The sequence below is a fragment of the Streptomyces sp. R33 genome (assembly GCF_041200175.1).
Taxonomy (GTDB): domain Bacteria; phylum Actinomycetota; class Actinomycetes; order Streptomycetales; family Streptomycetaceae; genus Streptomyces; species Streptomyces katrae_B.
Genome location: NZ_CP165727.1, coordinates 2303734 through 2327647, shown reverse-complemented (window position 1 = coordinate 2327647; position 23914 = coordinate 2303734). Strand labels below are relative to the sequence as shown.

16 protein-coding genes and 1 pseudogene are annotated in these 23914 nt (G+C 70.8%); 10 read left to right on the top strand and 7 right to left on the bottom strand.

Features of this window, described 5'->3' with window-relative positions; all coding sequences use genetic code 11:
* Nucleotides 1-233: 233 nt before the first annotated feature.
* Nucleotides 234-1094, top strand: a complete 861-nt coding sequence (locus tag AB5J51_RS10895) for a protein phosphatase 2C domain-containing protein (protein WP_369777578.1) — start codon at nt 234-236, stop codon at nt 1092-1094.
* Between the two features lie 142 nt (nt 1095-1236).
* Here AB5J51_RS10895 and AB5J51_RS10890 read toward each other — a convergent pair whose 3' ends face one another.
* Entirely contained in the window at nt 1237-1446 is a 210-nt protein-coding gene (locus AB5J51_RS10890; RefSeq protein ID WP_053785645.1) for a hypothetical protein, read from the bottom strand.
* 242 nt (nt 1447-1688) lie between these two features.
* Here AB5J51_RS10890 and AB5J51_RS10885 point away from each other — a divergent pair.
* Together AB5J51_RS10885 and AB5J51_RS10880 are read left to right on the top strand one after the other, a co-directional pair.
* Nucleotides 1689-2177, top strand: a pseudogene (locus tag AB5J51_RS10885) (thiamine pyrophosphate-dependent enzyme); the annotation flags it as partial.
* Nucleotides 2178-2429: 252 nt separating this feature from the next.
* On the top strand, nt 2430-2756 hold the full coding sequence (locus AB5J51_RS10880) for an ATP-binding protein (RefSeq protein ID WP_240805328.1): 327 nt from the start codon (nt 2430-2432) through the stop codon (nt 2754-2756).
* Between the two features lie 77 nt (nt 2757-2833).
* Here AB5J51_RS10880 and AB5J51_RS10875 read toward each other — a convergent pair whose 3' ends face one another.
* Nucleotides 2834-3895, bottom strand: coding sequence for a DUF2637 domain-containing protein (locus tag AB5J51_RS10875; protein WP_053785648.1), 1062 nt, complete (start codon nt 3893-3895; stop codon nt 2834-2836).
* A gap of 204 nt (nt 3896-4099) precedes the next feature.
* Nucleotides 4100-4951, bottom strand: a complete 852-nt coding sequence (locus tag AB5J51_RS10870) for a (2Fe-2S)-binding protein (protein ID WP_369777577.1) — start codon at nt 4949-4951, stop codon at nt 4100-4102.
* Between the two features lie 163 nt (nt 4952-5114).
* Between AB5J51_RS10870 and AB5J51_RS10865 the strand changes: the two genes are divergently transcribed.
* Nucleotides 5115-5756, top strand: coding sequence for a GntR family transcriptional regulator (locus tag AB5J51_RS10865; RefSeq protein WP_136224516.1), 642 nt, complete (start codon nt 5115-5117; stop codon nt 5754-5756).
* 37 nt (nt 5757-5793) lie between these two features.
* Here the strand turns inward: AB5J51_RS10865 and AB5J51_RS10860 are convergent, their stop codons facing one another.
* Both AB5J51_RS10860 and AB5J51_RS10855 read right to left on the bottom strand, forming a co-directional pair.
* The gene (locus AB5J51_RS10860; protein ID WP_199827997.1) at nt 5794-6555 is read right to left on the bottom strand and encodes a hypothetical protein; all 762 of its coding nucleotides are present in this window, start codon (nt 6553-6555) and stop codon (nt 5794-5796) included.
* A 169-nt stretch (nt 6556-6724) separates the two neighbouring features.
* Nucleotides 6725-8407, bottom strand: a complete 1683-nt coding sequence (locus AB5J51_RS10855) for a PucR family transcriptional regulator ligand-binding domain-containing protein (protein WP_053785650.1) — start codon at nt 8405-8407, stop codon at nt 6725-6727.
* 255 nt (nt 8408-8662) lie between these two features.
* Between AB5J51_RS10855 and AB5J51_RS10850 the strand changes: the two genes are divergently transcribed.
* The 6 genes from AB5J51_RS10850 to AB5J51_RS10825 all read left to right on the top strand — a co-directional run bounded on the left by AB5J51_RS10850 (nt 8663) and on the right by AB5J51_RS10825 (nt 17083).
* A complete protein-coding gene (locus AB5J51_RS10850; RefSeq protein WP_053785651.1) occupies nt 8663-9556 on the top strand; it encodes a xanthine dehydrogenase family protein subunit M in 894 nt (297 codons plus the stop codon).
* Between the two features lie 2 nt (nt 9557-9558).
* Nucleotides 9559-10164 (top strand): (2Fe-2S)-binding protein, encoded by a 606-nt coding sequence (locus tag AB5J51_RS10845; protein WP_030293177.1) that lies wholly within the window; start codon nt 9559-9561, stop codon nt 10162-10164.
* A 2-nt stretch (nt 10165-10166) separates the two neighbouring features.
* Nucleotides 10167-12569: a xanthine dehydrogenase subunit D gene (pucD, locus tag AB5J51_RS10840; RefSeq protein ID WP_053785652.1), complete on the top strand. Its 2403-nt coding sequence runs from the start codon at nt 10167-10169 to the stop codon at nt 12567-12569.
* A gap of 355 nt (nt 12570-12924) precedes the next feature.
* Nucleotides 12925-14388 (top strand): NCS2 family permease, encoded by a 1464-nt coding sequence (locus AB5J51_RS10835; protein ID WP_053785653.1) that lies wholly within the window; start codon nt 12925-12927, stop codon nt 14386-14388.
* A gap of 75 nt (nt 14389-14463) precedes the next feature.
* Nucleotides 14464-15627: an XdhC family protein gene (locus AB5J51_RS10830; protein WP_133896522.1), complete on the top strand. Its 1164-nt coding sequence runs from the start codon at nt 14464-14466 to the stop codon at nt 15625-15627.
* 127 nt (nt 15628-15754) lie between these two features.
* On the top strand, nt 15755-17083 hold the full coding sequence (locus AB5J51_RS10825) for a YncE family protein (protein ID WP_369777576.1): 1329 nt from the start codon (nt 15755-15757) through the stop codon (nt 17081-17083).
* Between the two features lie 68 nt (nt 17084-17151).
* Here the strand turns inward: AB5J51_RS10825 and AB5J51_RS10820 are convergent, their stop codons facing one another.
* Nucleotides 17152-19374 (bottom strand): germacradienol/geosmin synthase, encoded by a 2223-nt coding sequence (locus tag AB5J51_RS10820; protein WP_369777575.1) that lies wholly within the window; start codon nt 19372-19374, stop codon nt 17152-17154.
* A gap of 200 nt (nt 19375-19574) precedes the next feature.
* Nucleotides 19575-23519, bottom strand: a complete 3945-nt coding sequence (locus AB5J51_RS10815) for an FG-GAP-like repeat-containing protein (protein WP_369777574.1) — start codon at nt 23517-23519, stop codon at nt 19575-19577.
* Between the last annotated feature and the right edge of the window lie 395 nt (nt 23520-23914).

Here is a 23914-nt window from a genome sequence, read left to right as displayed (position 1 = left end):
CCCAGCCCGGATCCGGCGCTGTGTCCGACGGCAGCCCACGGGCCGGAGCCGGGGGAGCGGTATGGCCCGCGGAGGTGGGCGCCGCCTGCGAGCCCCGGCCGGGCGCCGGTGCCGGGCCCGAAGCCGTGGCCGGGGCAGCGGCACGGCCCGGGGCGGCATCCGGCGGCGGGCCGATGGCCCCCGGCCGGCCCGCAACCGGCCCGGGGGCCGAGATCCGGGGTGGGGAGCGGCCCGTGGTGGGGTATCTCGGGGACCGGGCGCCCACCTACGCCGCCGAGCCCGGGGCGCTGCCCCTCGCCGATCCGGGGGTGCTCGACGGGCTCGTGCCCGACACCGTCCTCGAGGGGGCCCGGCACGGTACGTACACCCTGCGCGCCACCTCCGTGCGCGGGGACTCCGCCCGGTTCCGCGGCGAGGCCCGGCGGGACTTCCTGCTGACCGCCCGCTTCGGCACCGGCGACGACGCCCTCGTCCTCGTGGCCCTGGCCGGCGGCGACCGGGCCGCCCCCGGCGCCGCCGAGGCTGCCGTCGAACTGTGCCGCTGGATGGCATCGGCCGTCGGCCGCAGCCGCGACCGGCTGGCCGACGACATCCGCGCCGGCCGGCGCGACGCGCTGCGCTCGGGGCTCCAGCGGCTCACCGACCGCGGCTACGGCCGCCTGCGGGCGCACGCCGTCGAGCTCGGGCTCCCGGAGGACGCGTACACCGCCGGGCTGCGCGTGCTGCTGCTCCCCATCGACCCCGAGTGCAAGACCCGGGTCTGCTTCGGCGCCGGCGCAGGCGGACTGTTCCGGCTCCGGGCCGGGGCCTGGGAGGACCTGGAGCCGGAACCGAAGCCGGAGTCGGACCCGGCCGAGACCGCCGGCGACGGGTTCCGGTTCCGGGCCGCCGTGGCCCGGCCCGGCGACACCCTGCTGCTCTGCTCCGGCGGGCTCGCGGACCCCATGCGCGAGGAGGCCCTCCTCTCGGCCGAACTCGCGGCCCGCTGGGCCGACCCGGAACCGCCCGGCCTCGCGGCCTTCCTCGCGGACACACAGCTCCGCCTCAAGGGCTACGCCGACGACCGGACGGCCGCCGCGGTCTGGGAGGCGTAACAGTTCGCGGACATCCTCCTACGTGCCGGCGTGCGTCGGCGTCCGCCGGATGTACGGCGTCGTCGGCGACAGTCTGAACCCGTCGTCGACGCTCGTGCGGGAGCGCCCCGCGGCGCGTGGCTGCGGGGCGCCTTGGAGGGGGTTAGTCGATCTTCTCCCCGTTGTACGTTCCGCCCTTGCAGACGTTGTCCGTCAGATCGGGCGTGCCGCCGCCCTGCTGGCACTGGGAGGGGGTGACGTCGGAGGGAGCACCCTGTGCGGTGGCGGCCTGTGCGGTGGTGACGCCGGTGAGGCCGAGTCCGGCGAGGGCCGCCGTGGCCATGACGGCGGCGAGGATTCGTCGACTGCGCATGTGGTTCGCCTTTCACGGATTGCCGCGGTTGGGGCACTGACCAGCGTGATCTTCACCCATGTGGGTGGCACGTCTTGTTACGCCATTCGGGTGACGGGCCGGTCGGGAGCGGGCATCCGTACGAGTCGGCATGAGCGGGCTGCGCGGCCACGACGCCCCCTACGAGGCCACGCACGAATGCGACGTGCACCCCCGGCACGGGCATGTGCAACGGGTGGGCGGCACGCTATCTTTCCCGAACGGCATGCGGCGCACGGTTCACGGAGCGGGGCCGTCAAGTGGTGTCGGCGTCGGGCGACGGCGGTTTCTCGATGCTGAGGGGAGATTTCCTCCCCCTGGTGCAGTACGACCTGCCCGTCAAAGTGGTCCTCTTCGACAACTCATGGCTCGGAGTGGTCGAGTTGGAGAGGCCGGTTTCCGGCCTGCCCTCGTACGGAACGACCCGTCACGCCCCGGATTTCGCCGCGACCGCGCGCGCGGCGGGCGTGTTCGGGGTCCGGGTCGAGAAGCCGGAGCAGCTCACCGGGGCTCCGACGGACGCCTTCCGGTACAAGGGACCCGCGTCGGTGGACGGGGTGACCGATCCCAACGCCTTGTTCGTTCCGCCCAGGATCAGCACCGAGACGGTGACCGGTTTCGCACTTTCGGCCGACAAGATCGTGCTGGACGGAGGGGTGGGCCGGATGATCCGGATGGCTCGATCCCGCCTGTGCAACCTGCTGCGCCCGTAAGCCCGCAGGAGTGCGGATTGCCCCGGCGGGCATGCATCCCGTAGACCAGTTCGAGATCCATGGGACACGGGGGAGGACATCGCCGTGCGGGTGGGGGCGAAGACCGGGAAGCAGTGGAGGAGAGGGCGGCCCGTACCGCGTGAACCGTCCGGCGAGGGCGGGGGAGCGGTGGACACGCTGGAGATCACCCGAAGCGTACGCCGGGCGGATCTCAAGGCCGTGGGTGAAGTGCGCAAGGCATTACGGGAGTTGATGCACCACCGGTGCCCGGCCGACACCGCGGAGGTGGCGGAGCTGCTGATCACCGAGCTCGTCACCAATGCCCTCGTCCACACCGACCAGGGCGCGGAGGTGTCCGCGCGGCTCGCCGCGGACCGGCTGAGGGTGGAGGTCCGGGACTACGCCTCGCGCCGGCCCCGGCCGTACGTACCGACCGCCGACGACGGTACGCACGGCCGGGGACTGGTGCTGGTGCAGGCCCTCGCCGACGCCTGGGGTGTGGACACGCCGGTGAAGACCGGCGGCAAGGTGGTGTGGTTCGAACTGGACGGCGCCCTCGCGATGTACGACACCCCCTAGGACTGTCGTACGGCGGGACGCACGGCGGAGGGCCCGCCTGACCGGCGGGCCCTCCGAGGTCCTGAGCGGGTGCAGCCTCAGCCGAACTGCTGCTCCAGGTCCTTGAGTTTGCGCTCGAGCGAGTCGAGGCGGGGGATGGTCTGGGTGTCGTCCTCGGCGGTGAGGTCCACCGTCCGGGGGCCCGTCACCTCAGCGATCTCGGTCCGGTGCACGGCCTGCAGGGAGGGCCGGCGGCGCGGTGCGGGCAGCTGTCCCGTTTCCGCTATGGCCGGCTCCGCGCCGACCGGCGCGGAGCCCGACCCGGGGGCCAGCCCCGGCACGTCGACCTGGCGGGCGCGGGATCGCCCGAACGCCCGGTTCTGCCGGCCCATGGCCTTGATGCGGGCCCGGTCCAGCCGGTTCTCGTTGCGCCTGCGGTGGCGGTCCTGCTCCCGCTCGCGCTTGTCCTCGCGCACCTCGTCGACGGCCTCGTCGAGGGTGCGGACCCCCTCCAGCAGCATGAGCGACCAGGCACCGAAGGTCTCCCGGGGGGCCCGCAGCCAGCGGACCATCCGGATCTGCGGCAACGGCCGCGGAATCAGACCCTGTTCGCGCAGCGCCGCCCGGCGGGTCTGCTTGAGGGCGCGGTCGAAGAGGACGGCCGCCGAGAGCGACATCCCGGCGAAGAACTGCGGGGCGCCGTCGTGGCCCATGCCGCGCGGCGCGTGCACCCAGTTGAACCAGGCGGCCGCGCCCGCGAACAGCCAGACCAGCATGCGGGAGCCGAGGGCCGCGTCGCCGTGGCTGGCCTCGCGGACGGCGAGCACCGAGCAGAACATGGCGGCGCCGTCGAGGCCGAAGGGGACCAGGTACTCCCAGCCCCCGGAGAGGTTCAGGTTCTGCCGGCCGAAGCCGACCAGTCCGTGGAAGGAGAGCGCGGCGGCCACCGCCGCGCAGCAGAACAGCAGGACGTAGGAGGCGGTTCCGTAGACGGCTTCCTTGCGCCGCCTCCGCTCTTCGCTGCGCTCCCAGGTGTCGTCGGCCGCGGCCTTGTCGCCCTCCCGCTTGCCCCGGGCCAGTACCGCAACTGCCGCAAGTACGCCCAGGATCAGCAGGCTGCCGGGCAGCAGCCAGTCCAGCGATATGTCGGTCAGTCTCATGCGGATGTCCCTTGCCTCTGCCTCGCGTATGCGGCCTTCCGGGAGCCATGGTGGCGCAGGAGATCGGCCCGGCATGCGGGTTTCGGGGCAAGTGGACGCCATCGGGGGGTGCGGCCCGCCGGATAGGGTGTTGTAGCTCGAACTACCGCTCGTATGGGCCGAGTTGTGTTCGATTACGGTCAGCCGGACGAGTGGGTTCAGATGTCAGGCGGCAGCCGTGAGGCGGACGATGCGGTCCGCGTCGCAGGTGCGGGGGCAGGTGGTGCAGGTCTCCTCGGGCCGGATCGTGTAGAAGAGGCAGCAACTGGCCCGGTCCCGGGTGGGCAGCCGTTCGCCTGCCGGGCCGGAGAGCATCCGGAAGGCCGCGCCGGCGGTGTACGGGGCCGTCATGCCGGGCAGCAGCGCTTCCAGCTCGGCCCTGGCCCGCTGCTCCTCGCCCACGAGCTTGCCCAGGTGCCAGACGCCCGAGACGATCTCGTCGGTCACCATGCCCCACAGGGCGCGGCGGCCGCGCCGCGTGCGCGGGCCGAAGCCGTCCAGGAGGGGCTCGAGGTGCTGGGCCACCGCAGCCCGCACCTCACCGCGCAGCGCCTCCTCGTCGGGCACGACACGGGCCCCGGGGAGAGCGCCCGCCGGGTCGTCCGGCAGGCAGGCGAAGGACTCGACGCGTACGTTCATGCGCCCTTGGGTCCGGTGGAAGGCCACCTGCTGCGCCGACAGCAGGGGTACCCGCCGGTGGAGGAACCAGGGGGCCGTGATCAGCAGGCACGCGGGCCATGCGTACCGGTGCAAGCCGAACGTGGCCACGACATCGGGGCGGGCCTGGCGGCCGTAGTCCCGCAGGACCTGGGCGTCGTCCCAGGCGAGGTACCCGTCCAGCTCCGCTCCGCCCGCCGCGAGCGCGTCCGCACCGACCCACCCCACACCGCGAGGGGCGCTCTCGTGCGCTGCGCGCTCGGTGATCTGCAGCTTGCCGTACACCTGCGACAGGCGTGCGTACGCGTCCGCCACCGGAGAGCCGGCCGGGGGCGGGGCGTCGACGGAGCTGTCGGGCATGGCGGAACCACCGATCCACACGAGGACGACGGACAAAGGTAAGCCTTACCTTAACTGATCTCGGTGGCCTGTACCAGCACTTGCGGGATCGATTCGCCTATCCTCTGAGGGCCCAGGTCGAGACCCCGAGGAGGACCGAGTGCACGAAGCGGCCCACGTCGGGATGACGGCGCTGATCCCGACGCAGAAGGTGCTGCGCCATTCGGTGCGCGGACAGGTGCTGGACGCGCTGCGCGCCGCCCTGGTCGACGGGGAGCTGGTGCCGGGGGAGATCTACTCCGGGCCGGCCCTGGGGGAACGCTTCGGCGTCTCCGCGACGCCTGTGCGCGAGGCGATGCAGCAGCTGGCGCTGGAGGGGGCGGTGGAATGCCTCCCGAACCGGGGTTTCCGGGTGCTGTCGCGTACGCCGCGGGCCCTGGCGGAGCTGGCGGAGGTCCGCGCGCTGCTGGAGGTCCCGGTGATGCTGCGCCTCGCCCGTACGGTCCCGGCCGAGACCTGGTCGGCGCTGCGGCCGGCGGCGGCCGCCACGGCCGAGGCCGCCGAGGCCGGTGACCTCCCGCGGTACGCGGACGCGGACCGGGCCTTCCACCGGGAGGTCCTCTCCCTGGCCGGGAACGACCAGCTGGTCCAGGTCGCGGAGGAACTGCACCGCCGGTCCCAGTGGCCGCTGCCGGGCGCACCGCGGGTCCGCAGGGCGGACCTCGTCGCGGACGCGGCGGAGCACTCGGCCCTGCTGGAGGCCCTGATCGCAGGAGACCTCCCCCTGATCGAACCCCTGATCCGCAACCACTTCACCGGCACCTGACCGGCACCTGACCGGGCCCCCGCAGGGGCCCGCGCCGTCAGGTGGCCGGGGCCGGGTGGAGCTGGTCCGCCAGCCAGGTGGGGATGCCGCCCAGGAGGTGGAACAGCCGGCGGGCCTCCGCGCGGAGGCGCGCGGCCTCCGGTTCCGGCTCGGCTTCGGCCAGCGCCGCCAGCGCCGGGGCCGTGCCGATCAGGAACCCCAGCTCTTCCCGGATGCGCAGGGACTCCGCGAAGCCCTTGCGGGCCTCCGCCACCTCCCCGTCCCGCAGGGCCAGCGCCGCCAGGTGCCGCCAGGTGAACGACAGGAGGAGGGTGTCCCCGTGGGCCAGCGCCCCGGCATGGGCGCGGTGGTACGCGGGCCGGGCCGACTGGGGGGCGTCCGCCAGGTGTTCCGCGACCAGGCCGCGCCGGAAGTCCAGCAAGGGCCGGGTCCGGGACCCCGGGGACAGCAGCGCCGCCGCCCGGCCCAGGGCCGACCGGGCCTCGTCCGAGCGGTCGCGGACCCCGAGCACGGTGGCCGCGTACGCCAGCTGCCCCCGCTCGCACGCCGCCGAGCCCCGCTCGTCGTCGTCGTGGGCCACCGCCTCCGCGACCCGCAGGGCGTCCTCCGCCTCCGCCCAGCCCTGCCCGGTGAACAGGCACCGCTCGACCAGCAGAGCGGTCCGCTGCACGGCCGCGCCGGCGTCGGGCAGGTGCGGCGTCAGCAGGGCAGCCGCGTCGGTCCAACAGCCGCGCGAGCGCAGCCGCCATATCGCCCGCTGGAGGGGGTCGTCTCCCCCGGTAGTTCCGGCACCGGACATGGCGGTATCCGCCACATTGCCCTCCCCAAAGCAACCAAGCAGCACGTCGTCGAGCCCTGGGCCGAAATGAGAGCACGGATCGACGGCTTCGGCCAAGGGGTCGGGTGAACTCTTTCACAAAGTCCGGACGCCGCGTCAGGCGCCCGGCACCGACGTTGGCCGGATCGGCTCAGCTCATCCGCAGTGCCAGGAAGAAGTCGAGCTTGTCCTCCAGCCGCGACAGGTCACGCGACGTCAACTGCTCGATTCGCCCGACCCGGTAGCGCAGCGTGTTGACGTGCAGGTGCAGCCGCGTCGCACACCGCGTCCACGAGCCGTCGCAGTCCAAGAACGCCTCCAGCGTCGGAATGAGCTCCGCGCGGTGGCGGCGGTCGTAGTCCCGCAGCGGGTCCAGCAGGCGCGCCGTGAAGGCACGGCGCACGTCGTCCGGGACGAACGGCAGCAGCAGTACGTGCGAGGCCAGCTCGTGGTGGCCCGCCGCGCAGACCCGGCCCGGGCGCGCCGCGGCGACCCGGCGGGCGTGCCGGGCCTCCTCCAGCGCCCCGCGCAGCCCCTCCGCGGAGTGCACGGCCGCGCTGACGCCGAGGGTGAGCCGGCCGTCGTCGGCGAGGCCCGCCTGGAGGGGCTCCCGTACGACGGAGAGCAGCTCGTCGGCGTGCAGGGCGCTGTCCGGGCCGCCCTTCTCCTCGCCGGGCTCCCCGGGCAGCGCGGGCAGCGGCACGAGCGCGATGGCCTCGTCACCCGCATGGGCCACCGCGATCCGGTCCGAGGGCTCGGGCCCCGAGACGGACGGGTCGACCAGGATCTCCTCCAGCAGCGACTGGGCCACCGGGCCGCCGGGGATGTCCCCGCCCTCCCAGTCCACCCGCGCCACGACGACCTGCCAGTGCGGGGCGGTGCCCAGCCCGGGCAGCAGCACCGGGGCCGCGACCCGCAGGCGGGCGGCGATCTCGGCGGGCGCGGCGCCCGTCTGGACGAGCTCCAGCACCTCCTGGGCGAGGCGGCGGCGCACCGTACGGGCCGCGTCGCGCCGGTCCCGCTCGACGGCGATCAGCTGGGTCACGCCCTGGAGCAGGTCGAGCCGCTCCGCGGGCCAGTCGCCCGCGTCCGCCTCGACGGCCAGCAGCCAGTCCGAGAGCACGCTCTCGCGCACGTCACGGGCCCCGGGGCCGCCCGGGCCCCGCCCCGCTCCCCTGATCGGGAACAGGGAGTAGGTAATACCCTGGATGGAGATCCGGTGCGGGCCCCTGCGCCCGGTGCGGACCGCCGCCAGGTGCTCGCCGGCCAGCGTCGCGCAGACGCCTGGTGCCAGGGGTTCTCCCGCGCCGGCGATCTGCCGGCCCGTGGGGGACAGCACCCAGGCGCGCAGATCGAGGTCGGTGGTGAGCAGATCGAGCACCACGTCGGGTCCACCGCCCGCGGGACCCGAGGTCATCAGGCGGCGGTGCCGGTCCACGACGGCCGCGAGGTCGCCCGCGCGCTCCCCGGAGACCTGCCGGACCACGTACTCGGTGATCGTGGCGAATGCAACGTCTTCGTTTACAGCGAACAGCGGCAGCCGGTTGCGCCGACAGGCTGAAACGAGATCATCGGGGATGTCCCCGAGCTCCGCCTCGCCGGCCGCGAGGCCCGCGACGCCCGCGCTCGCCAGGATTCGTACGAACGGCTCGGAGTCGGCTGAATTTCTTCGCCAGGCCAGGCCGGTGAGGACGAGTTCGCCCCCCGTGAGGTATCGGCTGGGATCCCTCAGGTCGGTCGTCATGACGCCGCGGACCGTCCGGTCGAGTTCGTCCTCGCCGCCCAGCAGCCGCAGCCCCAGCGCCTCGGTTTCCAGCAGTGCGCGCAGCCGCATGGTGTCGCCGCCGATCTGTCTCGAATGTTGCCGTAGGAAATCGGGCAGGTCGTTGCATCCTGCCTTTCATACGAATCTACAAGACGAGGGAGGCCGCCAGCCAACTCCTTCATGGTTTCGGTGACTGCACCGGGGGGACGCGCGGCTTGTGTACTGACTCCACACCGCGTTAACAGCACGTGAACGACCAGTCGAGGGCCCCCCGGGCCTCCTGGCTTGAAGTGAACGACACGATGAAGAAGAAGAGAGCCGCACATGGACTTCCTTCGCCCCGCCAGCTGGGAGGAGGCACTCGCCGCTAAGGCCGAGTACCCCACAGCTGTGCCGATTGCGGGTGGCACTGACATCATGGTCGAGATCAACTTCGACCACCGCCGTCCGGAGTACCTCCTTGACCTCAACCGCATCGGCCTGCTGCGGGAGTGGGAGGTAGGCGAGGAGGTCACCAAGCTCGGCGCCTCCGTCCCGTACACCCAGATCATGGAGAACCTGCGCGGCACGCTGCCGGGTCTCGCGCTCGCCTCGCACACGGTCGCGTCTCCCCAGATCCGCAACCGCGGCGGTGTCGGCGGCAACCTCGGTTGCGCCTCGCCGGCCGGCGACTCCCACCCCGCCCTGCTCGCCGCCGACTGCGAGGTCGAGGTCGAGTCCGTACGCGGCTCGCGCCTGATCCCGATCGACGAGTTCTACACCGGCGTCAAGCGCAACGCGCTCGCCGCCGACGAGCTCATCAAGTCGGTGCACATCAAGAACGCCACGGGCCCGCAGCAGTACTCCAAGGTCGGCACCCGCAACGCGATGGTCATCGCGGTCTGCGGTTTCGGCCTCGCGCTGCACACCGACACCCGCACCGTGCGTACGGGCATCGCCTCGGCCGCCCCGACCCCGATCCGGGCGAAGGCCGCGGAGGAGTTCCTGAACGCCGCGCTCGAAGAGGGCGGTTTCTGGGAGTCCGGCAAGGTCATCACCCCGTCGATCGCCAAGCAGTTCGGTGAGCTCGCCTCCGGCGCGTGCAACCCGATCGACGACGTCCGCGGCACGGCGAAGTACCGCCGTCACGCGGTCGGCATCCTGGCTCGCCGCCAGCTGGTCTGGACGTGGGAGCAGTACCGCGGCAACAACGGCCGCTCGCTTGAAGGGGCTGCGTAACCATGCGCGTCAATTTCACTGTCAACGGTCGTCAGCAGGAAGCCGACGACGTGTGGGAGGGCGAGTCCCTCCTCTACGTGCTGCGTGAGCGCCTGGGTCTGCCCGGCTCCAAGAACGCGTGCGAGCAGGGCGAGTGCGGTTCCTGCACCGTCCGCCTCGACGGCGTGCCGGTCTGTTCCTGTCTGGTCGCGGCCGGTCAGGTCGAGGGCCGCGACGTCGTGACCGTCGAGGGCCTGGCCGACTTCGCCAAGCAGCGCGAGGCCCACGGCCACGGCGGTGCCTGCGGCACCGGCGGGGGCTGCGGCAGCAACGGCGTCTCGACCGACGAGGCGAAGCGCTGGGCGGCCAAGCCCGGTGACTCCCAGACCGGTGAGGGCGTCGAGCTCTCCAACATCCAGCAGGCGTTCATCGACGCCGGCGCGGTCCAGTGCGGTTTCTGCACCCCGGGTCTGCTGGTCCAGGCGGACGAGCTCCTGGAGCGCAACGCCGACCCGTCCGACCAGGACATCCGTGAGGCCCTGTCCGGCAACCTCTGCCGCTGCACGGGCTACGAGAAGATCCTCGACGCGGTCCGCCTCGCGGCCGCCCGTCAGGGAGAGGCGGTCTGACCATGGCTCAGAACACCCGCACGGTACCGGCCGGCACGCCGACCAACGTCACCCAGAAGCACAACAAGGGCGGCATCGGCGAGTCCACGCTCCGCCCGGACGGCACCCTCAAGGTCACCGGTGAGTTCGCGTACTCCTCGGACATGTGGCACGAGGACATGCTGTGGGGCCAGACCCTGCGCAGCACCGTCGCCCACGCCGAGATCGTCTCCATCGACATCTCCGAGGCCCTGGCCATGCCGGGCGTCTACTCGGTGCTGACGTACGACGACCTGCCGGCCGAGATGAAGAACTACGGTCTCGAGATCCAGGACACCCCGGTTCTCGCCAACGGCCGGGTACGTCACCACGGTGAGCCGGTCGCCCTCGTGGCCGCCGACCACCCGGAGACCGCCCGCCGCGCGGCCGCCAAGATCAAGATCGACTACAAGGAGCTGCCGCTCGTCACGGACGAGGCCTCCGCCCTCGCCGCCGACGCGCCGCTGATCCACGAGGGCCGCGACGACCACCACTCCGGTCACGTCCCGCACCCGAACATCGTGCACCGCCAGCCGATCATCCGCGGCAACGTGGAAGAGGCCCGCAAGCGCGCCGACGTCATCGTCGAGGGCGAGTACACCTTCGGCATGCAGGACCAGGCCTTCCTCGGCCCGGAGTCCGGCCTGGCCGTGCCCTCAGAGGACGGCGGTGTCGACCTCTACGTCGCCACCCAGTGGCTGCACTCGGACCTCAAGCAGATCGCCCCCGTCCTCGGTCTCCCCGAGGAGAAGGTGCGCATGACGCTCTCGGGCGTCGGCGGTGCCTTCGGCGGCCGCGAGGACATCTCGATGCAGATCCACGCCTGCCTCCTGGCCCTGGCCACGAACAAGCCGGTCAAGATCGTCTACAACCGGTTCGAGTCCTTCTTCGGCCACGTGCACCGTCACCCGGCGAAGCTGTACTACGAGCACGGCGCCACCAAGGACGGCAAGATCACGCACATGAAGTGCAAGATCGTCCTGGACGGCGGCGCGTACGCCTCCGCCTCCCCGGCGGTCGTCGGCAACGCCTCCTCGCTCTCCGTCGGCCCGTACGTCATCGATGACGTCGACATCGAGGCGATCGCGCTCTACACGAACAACCCGCCCTGCGGCGCGATGCGCGGCTTCGGCGCCGTCCAGGCCTGCTTCGCGTACGAGGCCCAGATGGACAAGCTCGCGGCGAAGCTGGGCATGGACCCGGTCGAGTTCCGCCAGCTGAACGCCATGGAGATGGGCACGATCATGCCCACCGGCCAGGTCGTGGACTCCCCGGCCCCGGTCGCCGAGCTGCTGCGCCGGGTCAAGGCCCGCCCGCTGCCGCCGGAGCGCCAGTGGGAGACCGCCGGTGAGGGCGCGGACGTCCGCGCACTGCCGGGCGGCCTGTCCAACACCACCCACGGCGAGGGCGTCGTCCGCGGTGTCGGCTACGCGGTCGGCATCAAGAACGTCGGCTTCTCCGAGGGCTTCGACGACTACTCCACCGCCCGCGTGCGCCTGGAGGTCATCAACGGCGAGCCCGTCGCGATGGTCCACACGGCCATGGCGGAGGTCGGCCAGGGCGGTGTCACCGTCCACGCGCAGATCGCCCGTACCGAGCTGGGCGTCACGCAGGTGACCATCCACCCGGCCGACACGCAGGTCGGCTCCGCCGGTTCCACGTCCGCCTCGCGGCAGACGTACATGACCGGTGGCGCCGTGAAGAACACCTGTGAGGCGGTCCGCGAGGCCCTGCTGGAGATCGGCCGTCGCAAGAACGGCTCGTACCACCCGGCCTGGGCCCACGCCGAGCTCCTCCTGGAGGGCGGCAAGGTCGTCACCGACGGCGGCGAGGTCCTCGCGGACATCGCCGACATCCTCGAGGACGAGGCGATCGACCTGGAGCTGGAGTTCCGGCACCGGCCGACCGTCGCGTTCGACCTGAAGACCGGCCAGGGCGACGGCCACGTCCAGTACACCTTCGCCGCGCACCGCGCGGTGGTGGAGGTGGACACCGAGCTCGGCCTGGTCAAGGTCGTCGAGCTGGCGACCGCCCAGGACGTCGGCAAGGCGCTGAACATGCTCTCCGTGGTCGGCCAGATCCAGGGTGGTACCACCCAGGGTCTCGGCGTGGCGGTCATGGAGGAGATCATCGTGGACCCGAAGACCGCGAAGGTGCGCAACCCCTCCTTCACGGACTACCTGATCCCGACCATCCTCGACACCCCGACCATCCCGGTCGACGTCCTGGAGCTCGCCGACCCGAACGCGCCGTACGGCCTTCGCGGTCTCGGCGAGGCCCCGACCCTCTCGTCCACCCCGGCCGTCCTCGCGGCGATCCGGGCGGCGACCGGTCTGGAGCTCAACAAGACGCCGATCCGTCCGGAAGCCCTCACCGGCACCCTCTAGGACGGCGTGGTCCGGGGGCCGCGAGGCCCCCGGACCCCCACAGATTTCCGGGCGGTGTGACACCGGGAACGTCACACTTCCAGCCGCACCGCCCGGAGCAAGAAGTCCGGAGTACGAAGACCGCACCGCTCGCGGTCCGTTCCACCGGCAGCACCCCCACGCACCCCCCCCGTGGCCCCGGCACCCCGGAGCCGCCACCCGTACCGCAGAACCCCCGCAGTACCCGCAGTACACGCAGTGCATTTCGCGTCGCCTCGGGCCGTCACCCCGGGTCGTGCAGCCAAACGGAGTTTCCCAAATCCCGCGTCTCCAATCTTCATGCGGGTGCCCCTTTGAACCTTGGGAGTTAGGCACCATGACCCAGTCGTCTGTGGAGCCCAAGACCACCGCGGAAGAGGCCGGCGACGGCTCTCGTACCCCCGCCGGGCGTTCTTGGCTCGACCGGTACTTTCACATCACCCACAGAGGATCCAGCGTCGGCAACGAGGTACGTGGCGGAGTCACGACCTTCATGGCCATGGCGTACATCCTCCTGCTCAACCCGCTGATCCTCTCCGGCAAGGACGTCGCCGGAGACACCATGAGCCAGAAGGCTCTCATCACCGCCACCGCGTTCGCCGCGGCCCTGACCACGCTCCTCATGGGCTTCGTCGGCAAGGTCCCGCTGGCGCTGGCCGCAGGCCTTTCGGTCTCCGGCGTGCTCTCCTCGCAGGTCGCCCCCCAGATGACCTGGCCGCAGGCCATGGGCATGTGCGTGATGTACGGCGTCGTGATCTGTCTCCTGGTCGTCACCGGCCTCCGCGAGATGATCATGAACGCGATCCCGCTCGCGCTCAAGCACGCGATCACCATGGGCATCGGCATGTTCGTCGCCCTGATCGGCCTCGTGAAGGCCGGCTTCGTGGGCAAGGGCTCCGAGTTCGGTCCCCCGGTCCAGCTCGGTTCCGTCGGCGAGCTCGCCGGCTGGCCCGTCCTGATCTTCTGCGTCACCCTGCTGACCATCTTCATGCTGCAGGCCCGCAAGGTCCCCGGTGCGATCCTGATCGGCATCGTCGGCGGCACCGTGCTCGCCGCGATCCTCAACGCCGTCGCGGACATCGACGCGAAGGCCTGGCGCAACGGTCCGCCGACCCTGGACGGCTCCGCGGTCTCGATGCCCGACTTCTCGCTCTTCGGCAAGGTCGAGTTCGGCGGCTGGGGCGACGTCGGCGTCATGACGGTCGGCATGATCGTCTTCACCCTGGTCCTCGCCGGCTTCTTCGACGCGATGGCGACCATCATCGGCGTCGGCACCGAGGCCAAGCTGGCCGACGACAAGGGCCGCATGCCGGGCCTGTCCAAGGCCCTGTTCATCGACGGCGCCGGTGGCGCCATCGGTGGTGTCGCGGGTGGCTCCGGCCAGACCGTGTTCGTCGAGTCCGCCACCGGCGTCGGCGAGGGCGCCCGCACGGGCCTCGCCTCCGTCGTCACGGGCCTGTTCTTCGCCGCCTGCCTCTTCTTCACCCCGATCACGCAGATCGTCCCGGGTGAGGTCGCCTCCGCGGCCCTCGTGGTCATCGGCGCGATGATGATGCAGAACGCCCGCCACGTGGACTGGGCCGACACCGCGACCGCCATCCCGGTCTTCCTGACCGTGGTGGTCATGCCCTTCACGTACTCGATCACCCCGGGCGTCGCCGCCGGTGTCATCTCCTACGTGGCCATCAAGATCGCGCAGGGCAAGGCCCGCGAGATCGGCGCCTTCATGTGGGTCCTGACCGGCGTCTTCCTGGTCTTCTTCGCCCTCCACCCGATCGAGGCGTGGCTCGGTGTGAAGTAAGGCCGGGCCCGTGACCGGGACCTGACCCTCCACGCATCCGATACTGGTAACCGAACCTCTCCGAGGAGGCCGCACATGCTGGACATCGCCGAAGAACTGAACCGGTGGGTCGAGCAGGGACGTGACTTCGCCGTCGCCACCGTGGTGGCGGTCGGCGGGAGCGCGCCCCGGCAGCCCGGAGCCGCACTCGCCGTCGACGGCGAGGGCACGGCCATCGGCTCGGTTTCCGGCGGATGCGTGGAGGGCGCGGTGTACGAGCTGTGCCGGCAGGCGCTGGAGGACGGCGAGACCGTCCTCGAGACCTTCGGCTACAGCGACGACGATGCCTTCGCCGTGGGCCTGACCTGCGGCGGGATCATCGACATCCTCGTCACCCCGGTCCCCGTGGGATCCCCGGCGCGCGAGGTGTTCGCGGCCGCACTGGCCGCGGCGGCCCGCGGTGAGGCCGCGGCGGTCGCCCGGATCGCGGAAGGGCCGGCCGAGCTCAAGGGCCGCGCCGTACTCGTCCGGGGCGACGGCGGCCACGAGGGCGGTTTCGGGGGACACCCCGAGCTGGACCGCACCATCGCCGAGGAGGCCCGGGCCCTGCTGGACGCGGGCAGGACCGGCGTGCTGGAGATCGGCGCCGACGGCCGGCTCTGCGGAGAGCCGCTCAAGGTGCTCGTCGAGTCCAGCGTCCCGCCGCCGCGGATGATCGTCTTCGGTGCCATCGACTTCGCGTCCGCCCTGGTGCGGATCGGCAAATTCCTCGGCTACCACGTGACCCTGTGTGACGCGCGGCCCGTGTTCGCGACGAAGAACCGTTTCCCCGAGGCGGACGAGATCGTCGTCGAATGGCCGCACCGCTACCTCGAGGCGCAGTCCTCGGCGGGCTCGCTGGACGGCCGGACCGTTCTGTGCGTGCTCACCCACGACGCCAAGTTCGACGTCCCGCTCCTCGAACAGGCCCTCAGGCTGCCCGTCGCGTACGTCGGCGCCATGGGCTCCCGCCGCACCCACGAGGACCGCAACAAGCGGCTCCGCGAGGTCGGCGTGAGCGAGCTGGAGCTGGCCCGGCTGCGCTCCCCGATCGGCCTGGACCTGGGCGCCCGCTCCCCGGAGGAGACCGCGCTGTCCATCGCCGCCGAGATCGTCGCCAACCGCCGCGGCGGCTCCGGCGCGGCCCTCACCGGAGCGCACATACCGATCCACCCGGACACCTCGAACACCGTGATCGGCAGGATCGGCTCCGTCGCTTGAAAGACGTGAAGAAGAGGGCCTGAAGACGGGTGTGAAGAAAAGGGCGTGACCCGAGGGTTGCGCCCTTTTGCCGTTCCGCCTATTTTACCGGCCGGTAACAGCGCCTTTCTGCAACGGAGTTGAGCGGATGTCCCGGACCGCCCGCACCGCCCGCACGGCCCGCACCGCCCGCACGGCCCGCACGGCCCGCACGGCCCGCACCGCCCGTACCCCCGTCGTCACGCTCCTCGCCGGCTGTGCGCTGCTCGCGGCCTCCCTCGCCGGGGGCCCCGCCTCGGCCTCCGCCCCGGCCGCCGGTCCGGCCGCGGGCCCCGGCGTCCGCGAGGTGCTCTTCGTCGGCAACAACTGGGAGGGGACCGCCGACGTGCTCGCCTCCACCGGCGACCTCGCCAAGGTCGGGCGGATCAACATGATCCCCGACAAGGAGGAGCGGCTCCGGGAGATCTACCTCAATCCGATCAAGCTCGGCTTCTTCCTCGGCATCCGCGCCACCGCGGGCGAGGGGCACGACCAGTTCGTGGACGACATGTACACCACCCCGGACGGCACCGCCGTGGTCGCCTCCCGCCCCAGCTTCGCCGACGTCGTCTCGATCGACGTGCGGACGGGCCGGGTCAACTGGCGCTTTCCCGTTTCCGGCTACCGCTCCGACCACATGGCCGTCTCGCCCGACGGCACCCGGGTCGCCGTCTCCGCCTCCACCGCCAACACCGTGCACGTACTGGACATCGCCACCGGGCGGCAGCTCGGCTCCTTCCCGACCGGCGACAAGCCGCACGAGAACTCCTTCTCCCGTGACGGCCGCTACCTGTGGAACAGCTCGATCGGCGATGTCACCTCCGCCCTCGACGCGCCGTGGCTGGACTGGACGAAGGGCGACCGGAAGATCACCGTCGTCGACGCGCAGACCTTCCGTACGGTCCGCGTGATCGACATGCGCGCGCGGCTGGACGCCTTCGGCCGCCCGGACCTGTCCGACGCGGTCCGGCCCATGTCGTTCAGCCCCGACGAGTCCAAGCTCTACTTCCAGGTGTCCTTCTTCAACGGGGTCGTGGAGTACGACGTGGCCACCGACCGGATCACCCGGATCAAGGAGTTCCCCCGCAACCCCGCCACCAACGCGGACCGCACCACCTGGGTCAACGACTCCCGCCACCACGGCATGTCCATGAGTCCGGACGGCGCCAAGCTCTGCATCGCGGGCACCATGGACGACTACGTCACCGTCGTGGACCGCGCCACCCTCGCCGAGGGGCCGCTGGTCCAGGCCGACAAGCCGTACTGGGCCACCGTCGACGGGGACGGCACGGCCTGCGTGATCTCCGAGAGCGGCGCCGACCGGGTCACCGCCATCGACTTCGCCACCGGGACCAAGCGGGTCTCCGTCCCCGTCGGCGACCACCCCCAGCGCGTCCGCCTCGGCCACGTCCCCACGGGCTGGACGGGTCCGCAGTAACGGCGCCCGCAGGAGTGGCGTCCGCCCGCCCGGGCAGCGGTAGGCGCACTGCCCGGGCCGGGCCGGGGTCAGGCCGGCAGGGAGATGCGGGCCGCCGCCATGCCGAAGGAGGAGCTCCAGGCGCCGGGGCTCATTCCGGTGGGCTTCGGGTGCAGGTCCTCGTCGCGGTAACGGCGCACGTTCCGGTGCCAGTTGAGGACGGCGGCCATCCAGTCCTCCAGCTCCCGCACGTAGGCGTCGAGCGAGGCGCGCGCCGGCCGGCCGAGGCCGTGGTCCTCGTACAGCACCGGAAGCTGGTGGTCGCGGATGTGCTCGAACTCCCGGGTGCGCTGCTCCAGCAGGTCGGCGACGATCGCGAAAGCCTGCGGGTAGTCGATGTCGAAGAAGTTCTGGGTGACGAGGACGTGGTTGTGGACCTCGCCCTCGACCTCGATCTCCTTCTGGTACGAGAAGAGGTCGTTGACGATGCACCCGACGTCCGCCGCCGCGCTCTCCAGCGAGCGCATCACGCCGTCCCGGTAGACCTCGGGCGGGACGCCGTCGCCCTCGTGGCCGAACTTGGCCAGGAACATCGTCAGGTACGAGCCGAAGGTGAAGCGGCGCATCTCGGCGTAGTCGACCGGGTCCGGAATCCGGTTCACGACGGCGTTGCCGATCTCCCAGACCCAGCTGTCCAGCATCCCGATGACGTGCCCGCGGAACTCCGCGCGCATCGCAGCGCCCATCCCGGCGACGGTCCGGGCCCACAGGTCCTTCAGGCTCCGCTCCATCGCGGTGACCGGCTCCGGGGCCTCGGCCGGGTCGACCGGGATCATGGCGATCAGCCGGTCGGTCGCCGCCCGCGCCGCGCCGGGTGACTTCGACCCGCCGAAGACCTTGGGGTAGTAGTCGTCGGCGTACGTGCCCCAGGTCAGCCACTGCGCGCTCAGGCACAGGGCCTCGGCCGTGGCGTCGGGGTCGATGCCCGCCGAGCACAGGGCGAAGTCCATGCCGACCAGCTTGTCCTCGTCCCAGATGTCGGAGCCGGGATCGCCGGGCTGCGCCTGGAGCAGGCCCATCTCCCGCGACCAGAGCACCAGTTCGCGGCGGGCCCGGTCCAGGTGCGGGCTGAGGGTGAGCGGGAACGGCATGTGGAACTCGGGCAGCAGCGAGGGGCCCACCTTCCGGAACGGCACGTGCGTGAAGCTGCGCCGGCGCATGTCCATGGCGCGGGGGGTGAACACCGAGCGCAGGTCGAGGGCGGCGGTTCCGGGCCCGCTGGGCATGAAGGGCAGGGTGAGCGGGGAGGCCGCCCCCGCCCTGGCCCCGGTGTTCATGTACCGGCTGGAGACCATGTGCCATTCGTGGCCGCCGGACTGCCAGTCCTGCAGGCCCTTCGCGTACGCGAGTACGGACGCCAGCTCGACGGGGTCCAGCCCGTGCAGGGCGGCGAGCGCGGGGACCTCGGCGAGGGCCGTGTACTCGAACTGCTGGAGCCGCGAGGTCAGCAGGTCGTTCGACAGGTCGGCGGCCTCCTGGGTGGTGCACTTCAGGAAGGTCTCCAGGACCAGGACGGCATTGGAGAGTTCGCCCTCCTGCTCCACCTCGCGCTGGTACGAGAAGATGTCGTTGCGGATGTGCACCGCGTCGGAGAACGCGTCGCGGAGCACCTCGAGCGGGCGCGCGTGCGCGACCCGGGCCGGCACCTCGGCGGAAACGTACTCGATCAGCCCCGCGGACCAGGGGGCGCCGCCGACCTTGCGGCGCATCTCGATGTACTCGAGCGGATTGGCCACCCGGCCGATGTTGATGTTGTGGAGCTCCCACATCGACTCGTTGAGGAGGTTCCTCGTCGACTCGGAGAATCGTTCCCGCCAGTCCATCGACATCGCGGGCACGGTCCGCGACCACAGGTCTTTCAGGCCCGCCTCGACCGGGTTCGAGGGCTCGGGGAACCCGTCGGCGAGGTCCATCGGCATGAAGGCGGCGAGCCCGTCGAGGTACTTCTTGGCGCCCGCGCGGTCCTGGGTGCGCTTGTAGACCTCCAGGAAGTGGTCGTCGAAGAAGAACACCCACACGTACCAGTCGGTGACCAGGTCCAGCGCGTCGCCGTCGCAGTCGGGGTGCGTGTACGAGCACAGCAGCGCGTAGTCGTGCGAGTCCAGGTCCTTCTGCGTCCAGACGCCGGATCCCTCCAGCATCCCGAAGTCGCGGGCCCACTGCCGGGTGTGCGTTCGCGCGGCCTCCAGGTGCGGGTTCAGTCGTGCCGGATAGGGCACGTAGAAATCCGGCAGTCGAAACGGCTGTGTCACGGCGCGATGGACCTTTCCGTCCGAGGGTGCGGGGTCCCTTGGCTGCGGCCCCCCGCACGAGATCAGCACGCCTCTACCCCTGCCGCCGTCCGGATAAGGAGCAGTTCACTGCTTCAGGTGAAACAGATGCGGTTCGAGGGGCACGACTGAGGGGTGAGGCCCCGTACGGGACCTCACCCCTCAGCGTTCACGGTCGTGCGTCAGAGGAGTATGTCGTAACCGTTCCAGCCGTTGCCGACCAGGACGCGGCCCTGGTTCGGCAGGAAGTCGTAGAGCTCCCCGTTGTTCAGGACACCGACGTGCTCGGGAGCGCCGTCGCTGTTGAGGTCGGTGGGGTACGGGTTCCATCCGCCGACCCACCAGCCGTTGCCCTCGAAGGTCCGGGCACCGAAGGAGATCTTGCCGTCCGCACCGGTGGAGTTCGGGAAGAGGTACACGTCTCCCTGGTCGGTGCGGCCCACGATGTCGATCTTGCTGTCCCCGTTCATGTCGGCGTACCGCAGGGTCTCCCAACCCCCGGGCCAGAAGCCGTTGCCGATGAACGTGCGTGCACTGAGCGTGCTGGTGCCGGTCCCGCCGGCACCCGGGTAGACCCACAGGTCCGCATTCCCGTCACGGGCGAAGACGTCGGTGCGACCGTCGAGGTTGACGTCACCGAAGCCCAGGTCGTAGCCGTTCCAGCCGACGCCGATGAGGTAGCGGCCGGCGAATGCGTTGGTTTCCGAGCCCGTACCCGGGAAGAGGTAGAGGTCGCCCTCCTTGGTGCGGCCGACGATGTCCGAACGGCCGTCGTTGTTGAGGTCGGCGGTGTAGAGGTGCGTCCAGTAGTCGCGCCAGAATCCGTTGCCGATGAAGTAGCGGCCGCCGAGCGTGCTGGTGCCGGTTCCGCCGGTTCCCTTGTAGACCCACGCGTCGCCCTGGGCATCGCGGGCGACGACGTCGGTGAAACCGTCGCTGTTGTAATCGGGTCGGCTCTGCGAACCACTGGTCCACAGGCTCTGACCGGAGGCGTTGTAGATCACCAGCACACCGCGGGGATGCAGCACCGCGTAGGAGTAGGGGGTGGCGGTCTTGCTGCTCCACAGGGCGGTGGTGCCGTCGGCGGCGTAGACGACGAAGTTTCCGTCGTTCTGCATACGGGCCAGGGCGCCGTTGTGGCCGCCGGTGTTCGTGGACCAGATCTGCTTGTTGTCCTTGGTGGTCAGGACCAGGTTGCCGTCGGCCCGCATGACGAGCTTGGAGTTGCCGGAAGCGAACTCCTCGCCCGAGGCCAAGGTGGTGCCCGCCGGGATCTTCGCTCCGGGCACACTGTCGATCTGGTAGTTGGCGGAGAACGCCGTGAGGGTGCCGCCCGAGGCGACTCCGTTCCAGCCGAGGACCGTGTTGTCGGCCTGCCGGGCCCACAGGTCGGCCACGCCGTCACCGGAGACGTCGCCGGCCGAGCCGATCTGCGGGAAGGCGGCCTGGGTCACGCCGCTGCCGATCTTGGTACGGGTCTGGGTGCCCCAGGTGGCGAAGTCGACGATGTACGTCGGGTCCTTGCTCTTCTTGCCGTAGGTGCGCAGGATGTCGCCGGTGGCGTTGTCCCGGAGCAGGAGGTCGGGAACCTTGTCCCCGTTGAGGTCACCGGGGGCGACGACGGTGTACTTGTCCCAGTCGGTGTTGCCGACGAGCACCGGTTCCCCGTTGCCGTCGAGGGTGCCGAAGACGCTGCCGTAGTACGCCCAGAGCTGCTTGCCCTGCTTGACCAGCAGATCGGGCGTCTCGTCCCCGTTGAGGTCGCCGGGCGCGATGACCTGCTCGGCGTTGTACCAGTGGTCGTCGCCGTTCCAGTCCGGACCGTAGTCACATCCTGCGCCGGGGTTCTTCACGGGGCACGCCACCGTCATCTCGACGGGGTTGTCCGCGCCGCCCTGGCCGTTGTTGGCGTAGGCGAAGAGCTTCTTGGCCGTCATCCCGGCCGCCTGTTCGAGGGAGACGAGGTCGTTGTACCCGTTGCCGTCCCAGTCGCCGAGCGTGTCGATGCGGGCGCCGTTGAAGTTCTTGCCCGCCCTGGTCGCGGCGGTGAACTTGCCGTTGCCCTGGCCGGCGTACGTCATCAGGTTGCCGAAGGAGTCGTTGCTCCAGATGTCGCGGTTCCCGTCGCCGTTGAGGTCGCCGGACGTGTCCTTGGCGACCGAACGGGTGGCGTAGAAGAGGTAGGCCGTGGTGTCGGAGCGGTTGCCGGCCGCGTCCTGGCTGAAGGCGTAGACGTAGTGCGGTCCGGCGCCGGGCGGGGTGAGCTGGACGTCGACCGAGGCACCGGGGGCCACGGTGTTGCTCTTGAGCTCCGGATCCCAGTCGGTGTAGTACCCGTACCAGGTCGCGTCCTTCACGCCGTTGGCGGAGAGGGTGAACGAGCCGGGCGTACGGGCCTTGCCGGTGGTGGCGGGCCAGCCGCTCCTCCCGTCGGGGAAGACGGTCGAGCTGATCTTCGGCGCCTTGGCCGGCCGGGTGCGGTCGACCGAGAACTTGCAGGTCTGCGACCAGGCGGAAGTGGCGTTGTCCTGATCGGTCGCGCGGACCTTCCAGGTGTAGTCGCCGTCGGGCAGGCTGGCGTCAGGGACGTTCCACGTGGCGACCTTGCCGTTGTTGGCGGGGATCGTCTGGGTGGCGACCGGTGCGCTCTGGCCGGCCTTGAAGACCTGGTACTCGGCCCTCAGGTTCCCGGAGTCGGGGTCCGAGATCGTCGAGTAGAGACCGATCGTGGTGTTGCCGATCTTTCCGCCCTCGACGCAGGGCACCCACGGCGACGTGCCCGGGTCGGCGGGGGTCCGGGGCGGGTTGTTGTACTCCGTCTCCAGGGTGATCGTCTTCGGGTCGAAGCGCTTCCACTGGTACTGGTCGCTCTCGTTGGACGCGTACAGGCCCAGCGTCACGCTGGACCAGCCCTTGGACGCGGACTCCTTGGCGGCCGCGGTGGCGTCGAACTCGAGGTTGCCGGCGCCGCAGTCGGGACGGCCCTTGGCGGCGGAGACGGTCGCCAGCTTGGTGCCCTTCCCGGGCTGGCTGTTCCAGGTGGTCGCGGAGGAGATGGGGCCGGTGCTCCACAGCTCCACGGGAGTGGGCGTGCAGGACCAGGACCACGTCTCCTTGATGCGGAACGTGGACTTGGTGACCTGGGCGCCCTTGAGGTTGGCGGTGTCGAGCTGGAAGAAGGAGCGCGACAGCCCGTTCGTCTCGCTCTCGTAGCCGACGCGGACGTCCTGCTTGGTGTTCCAGTACGAGTTCTTCGGCCAGCTCCGGTACGCCCAGGCCCAGTTCTGGCGCTCGCCCCAGGCGACCGAGGGGTCGATGAACACGGGGTATTTGGTGGCCGCGCCGGTCAGGAGGGCCTGGTCGGGCTTGATCTCCAGGTTGCCGCCGGCCACCGTGGTCGGCATCTGCGCGTCCTTCGCGCCGGACGGCGCGACGAACGCATCGGCGGGCGCGGCGGGTTCGGACCCGTCGGCCGCGGCGGAGGCCGCACTCACGGCCGTCTTGGCCTGGGGAGCGGCGGCTCCGGTGGTGGTGGAGTCCCACATCATCGGCGCGGACGCGGTGAACACGGTCTGGCCCGCGGGGTTCACTGCGCTGAGCAGGCCGGTGGTGGCATTGGACGAGACGTTCAGGCCCACGGTGTCGAGCTTGAACTTCAGGGTGGCGAGGTCGGGGTGCTTGGCCGCCTCGGCCGTCTTGACGACGAGCAGCTCCGAGAAGCCCTCGACGTCGGCCTTCAGCTGCAGGTCCACGTCGGGCAGCACGTTGGCGTACGTCGCCACGTTCCCGGCCAGCGTCGGCTTGGGCAGCGCCTTCGGCCAGGTCAACGAGAGCGTACGGCCGTCCCTGACCCCGGTCAGCAGAGGCCCGGTGCCGCCGCCGGAGAAGGCGATGCTGACTGCCGACGCCTTGGGAGCCACCGTGCCGTCCGTCGCGAACTGCAGCGTGGGATCGGTCGCGACCCACGCGCCGGCCCGACGCACCCGCACCGTCGTCCCGTACCGCTTGACGGTCCACTTGCCCGTCGGCAGCGCCCAGGTGTCCGAGGTCTCGGTGCGCGCGGAGGTCAGCTCGTAGGGCTGCCCCGTTTCCTTGGCCTTGGCCAGCGCGAAGTCGGCCGGGCTCATGGAGCCCTCGGCGACAGGATCGGTCGCGGCGACGGCGGTAGTCGGGGGCTGTATTACAGCCAATCCGGTGGCGACTATTCCGGTTATCAGGGCCACGGAAATGCCCCTGGAAATCCCCCGCCCACCCGGCGTACCGGAGAGGGCCTCATTTCTTCTCACGCACACTCCAACTGTTGGATATTCCGGGCCAACTCTACGCGAGGTGCCGACCTTCAAACGCTCTGACCTGCAGCTTGTGTGTCAGACTTAGATGACCTGCCCTCATTGGTCCGCAAGATCCACTTTGCGGCAATTGCTTCGGTCGAAGGCCATATGGAAGCCGTCAGCGAGGGCCCGGATTGGTGAATTCGCCCTGTTAGTCTGCGCCAGTAAATTGTTATGAATGGTTGGGGTGG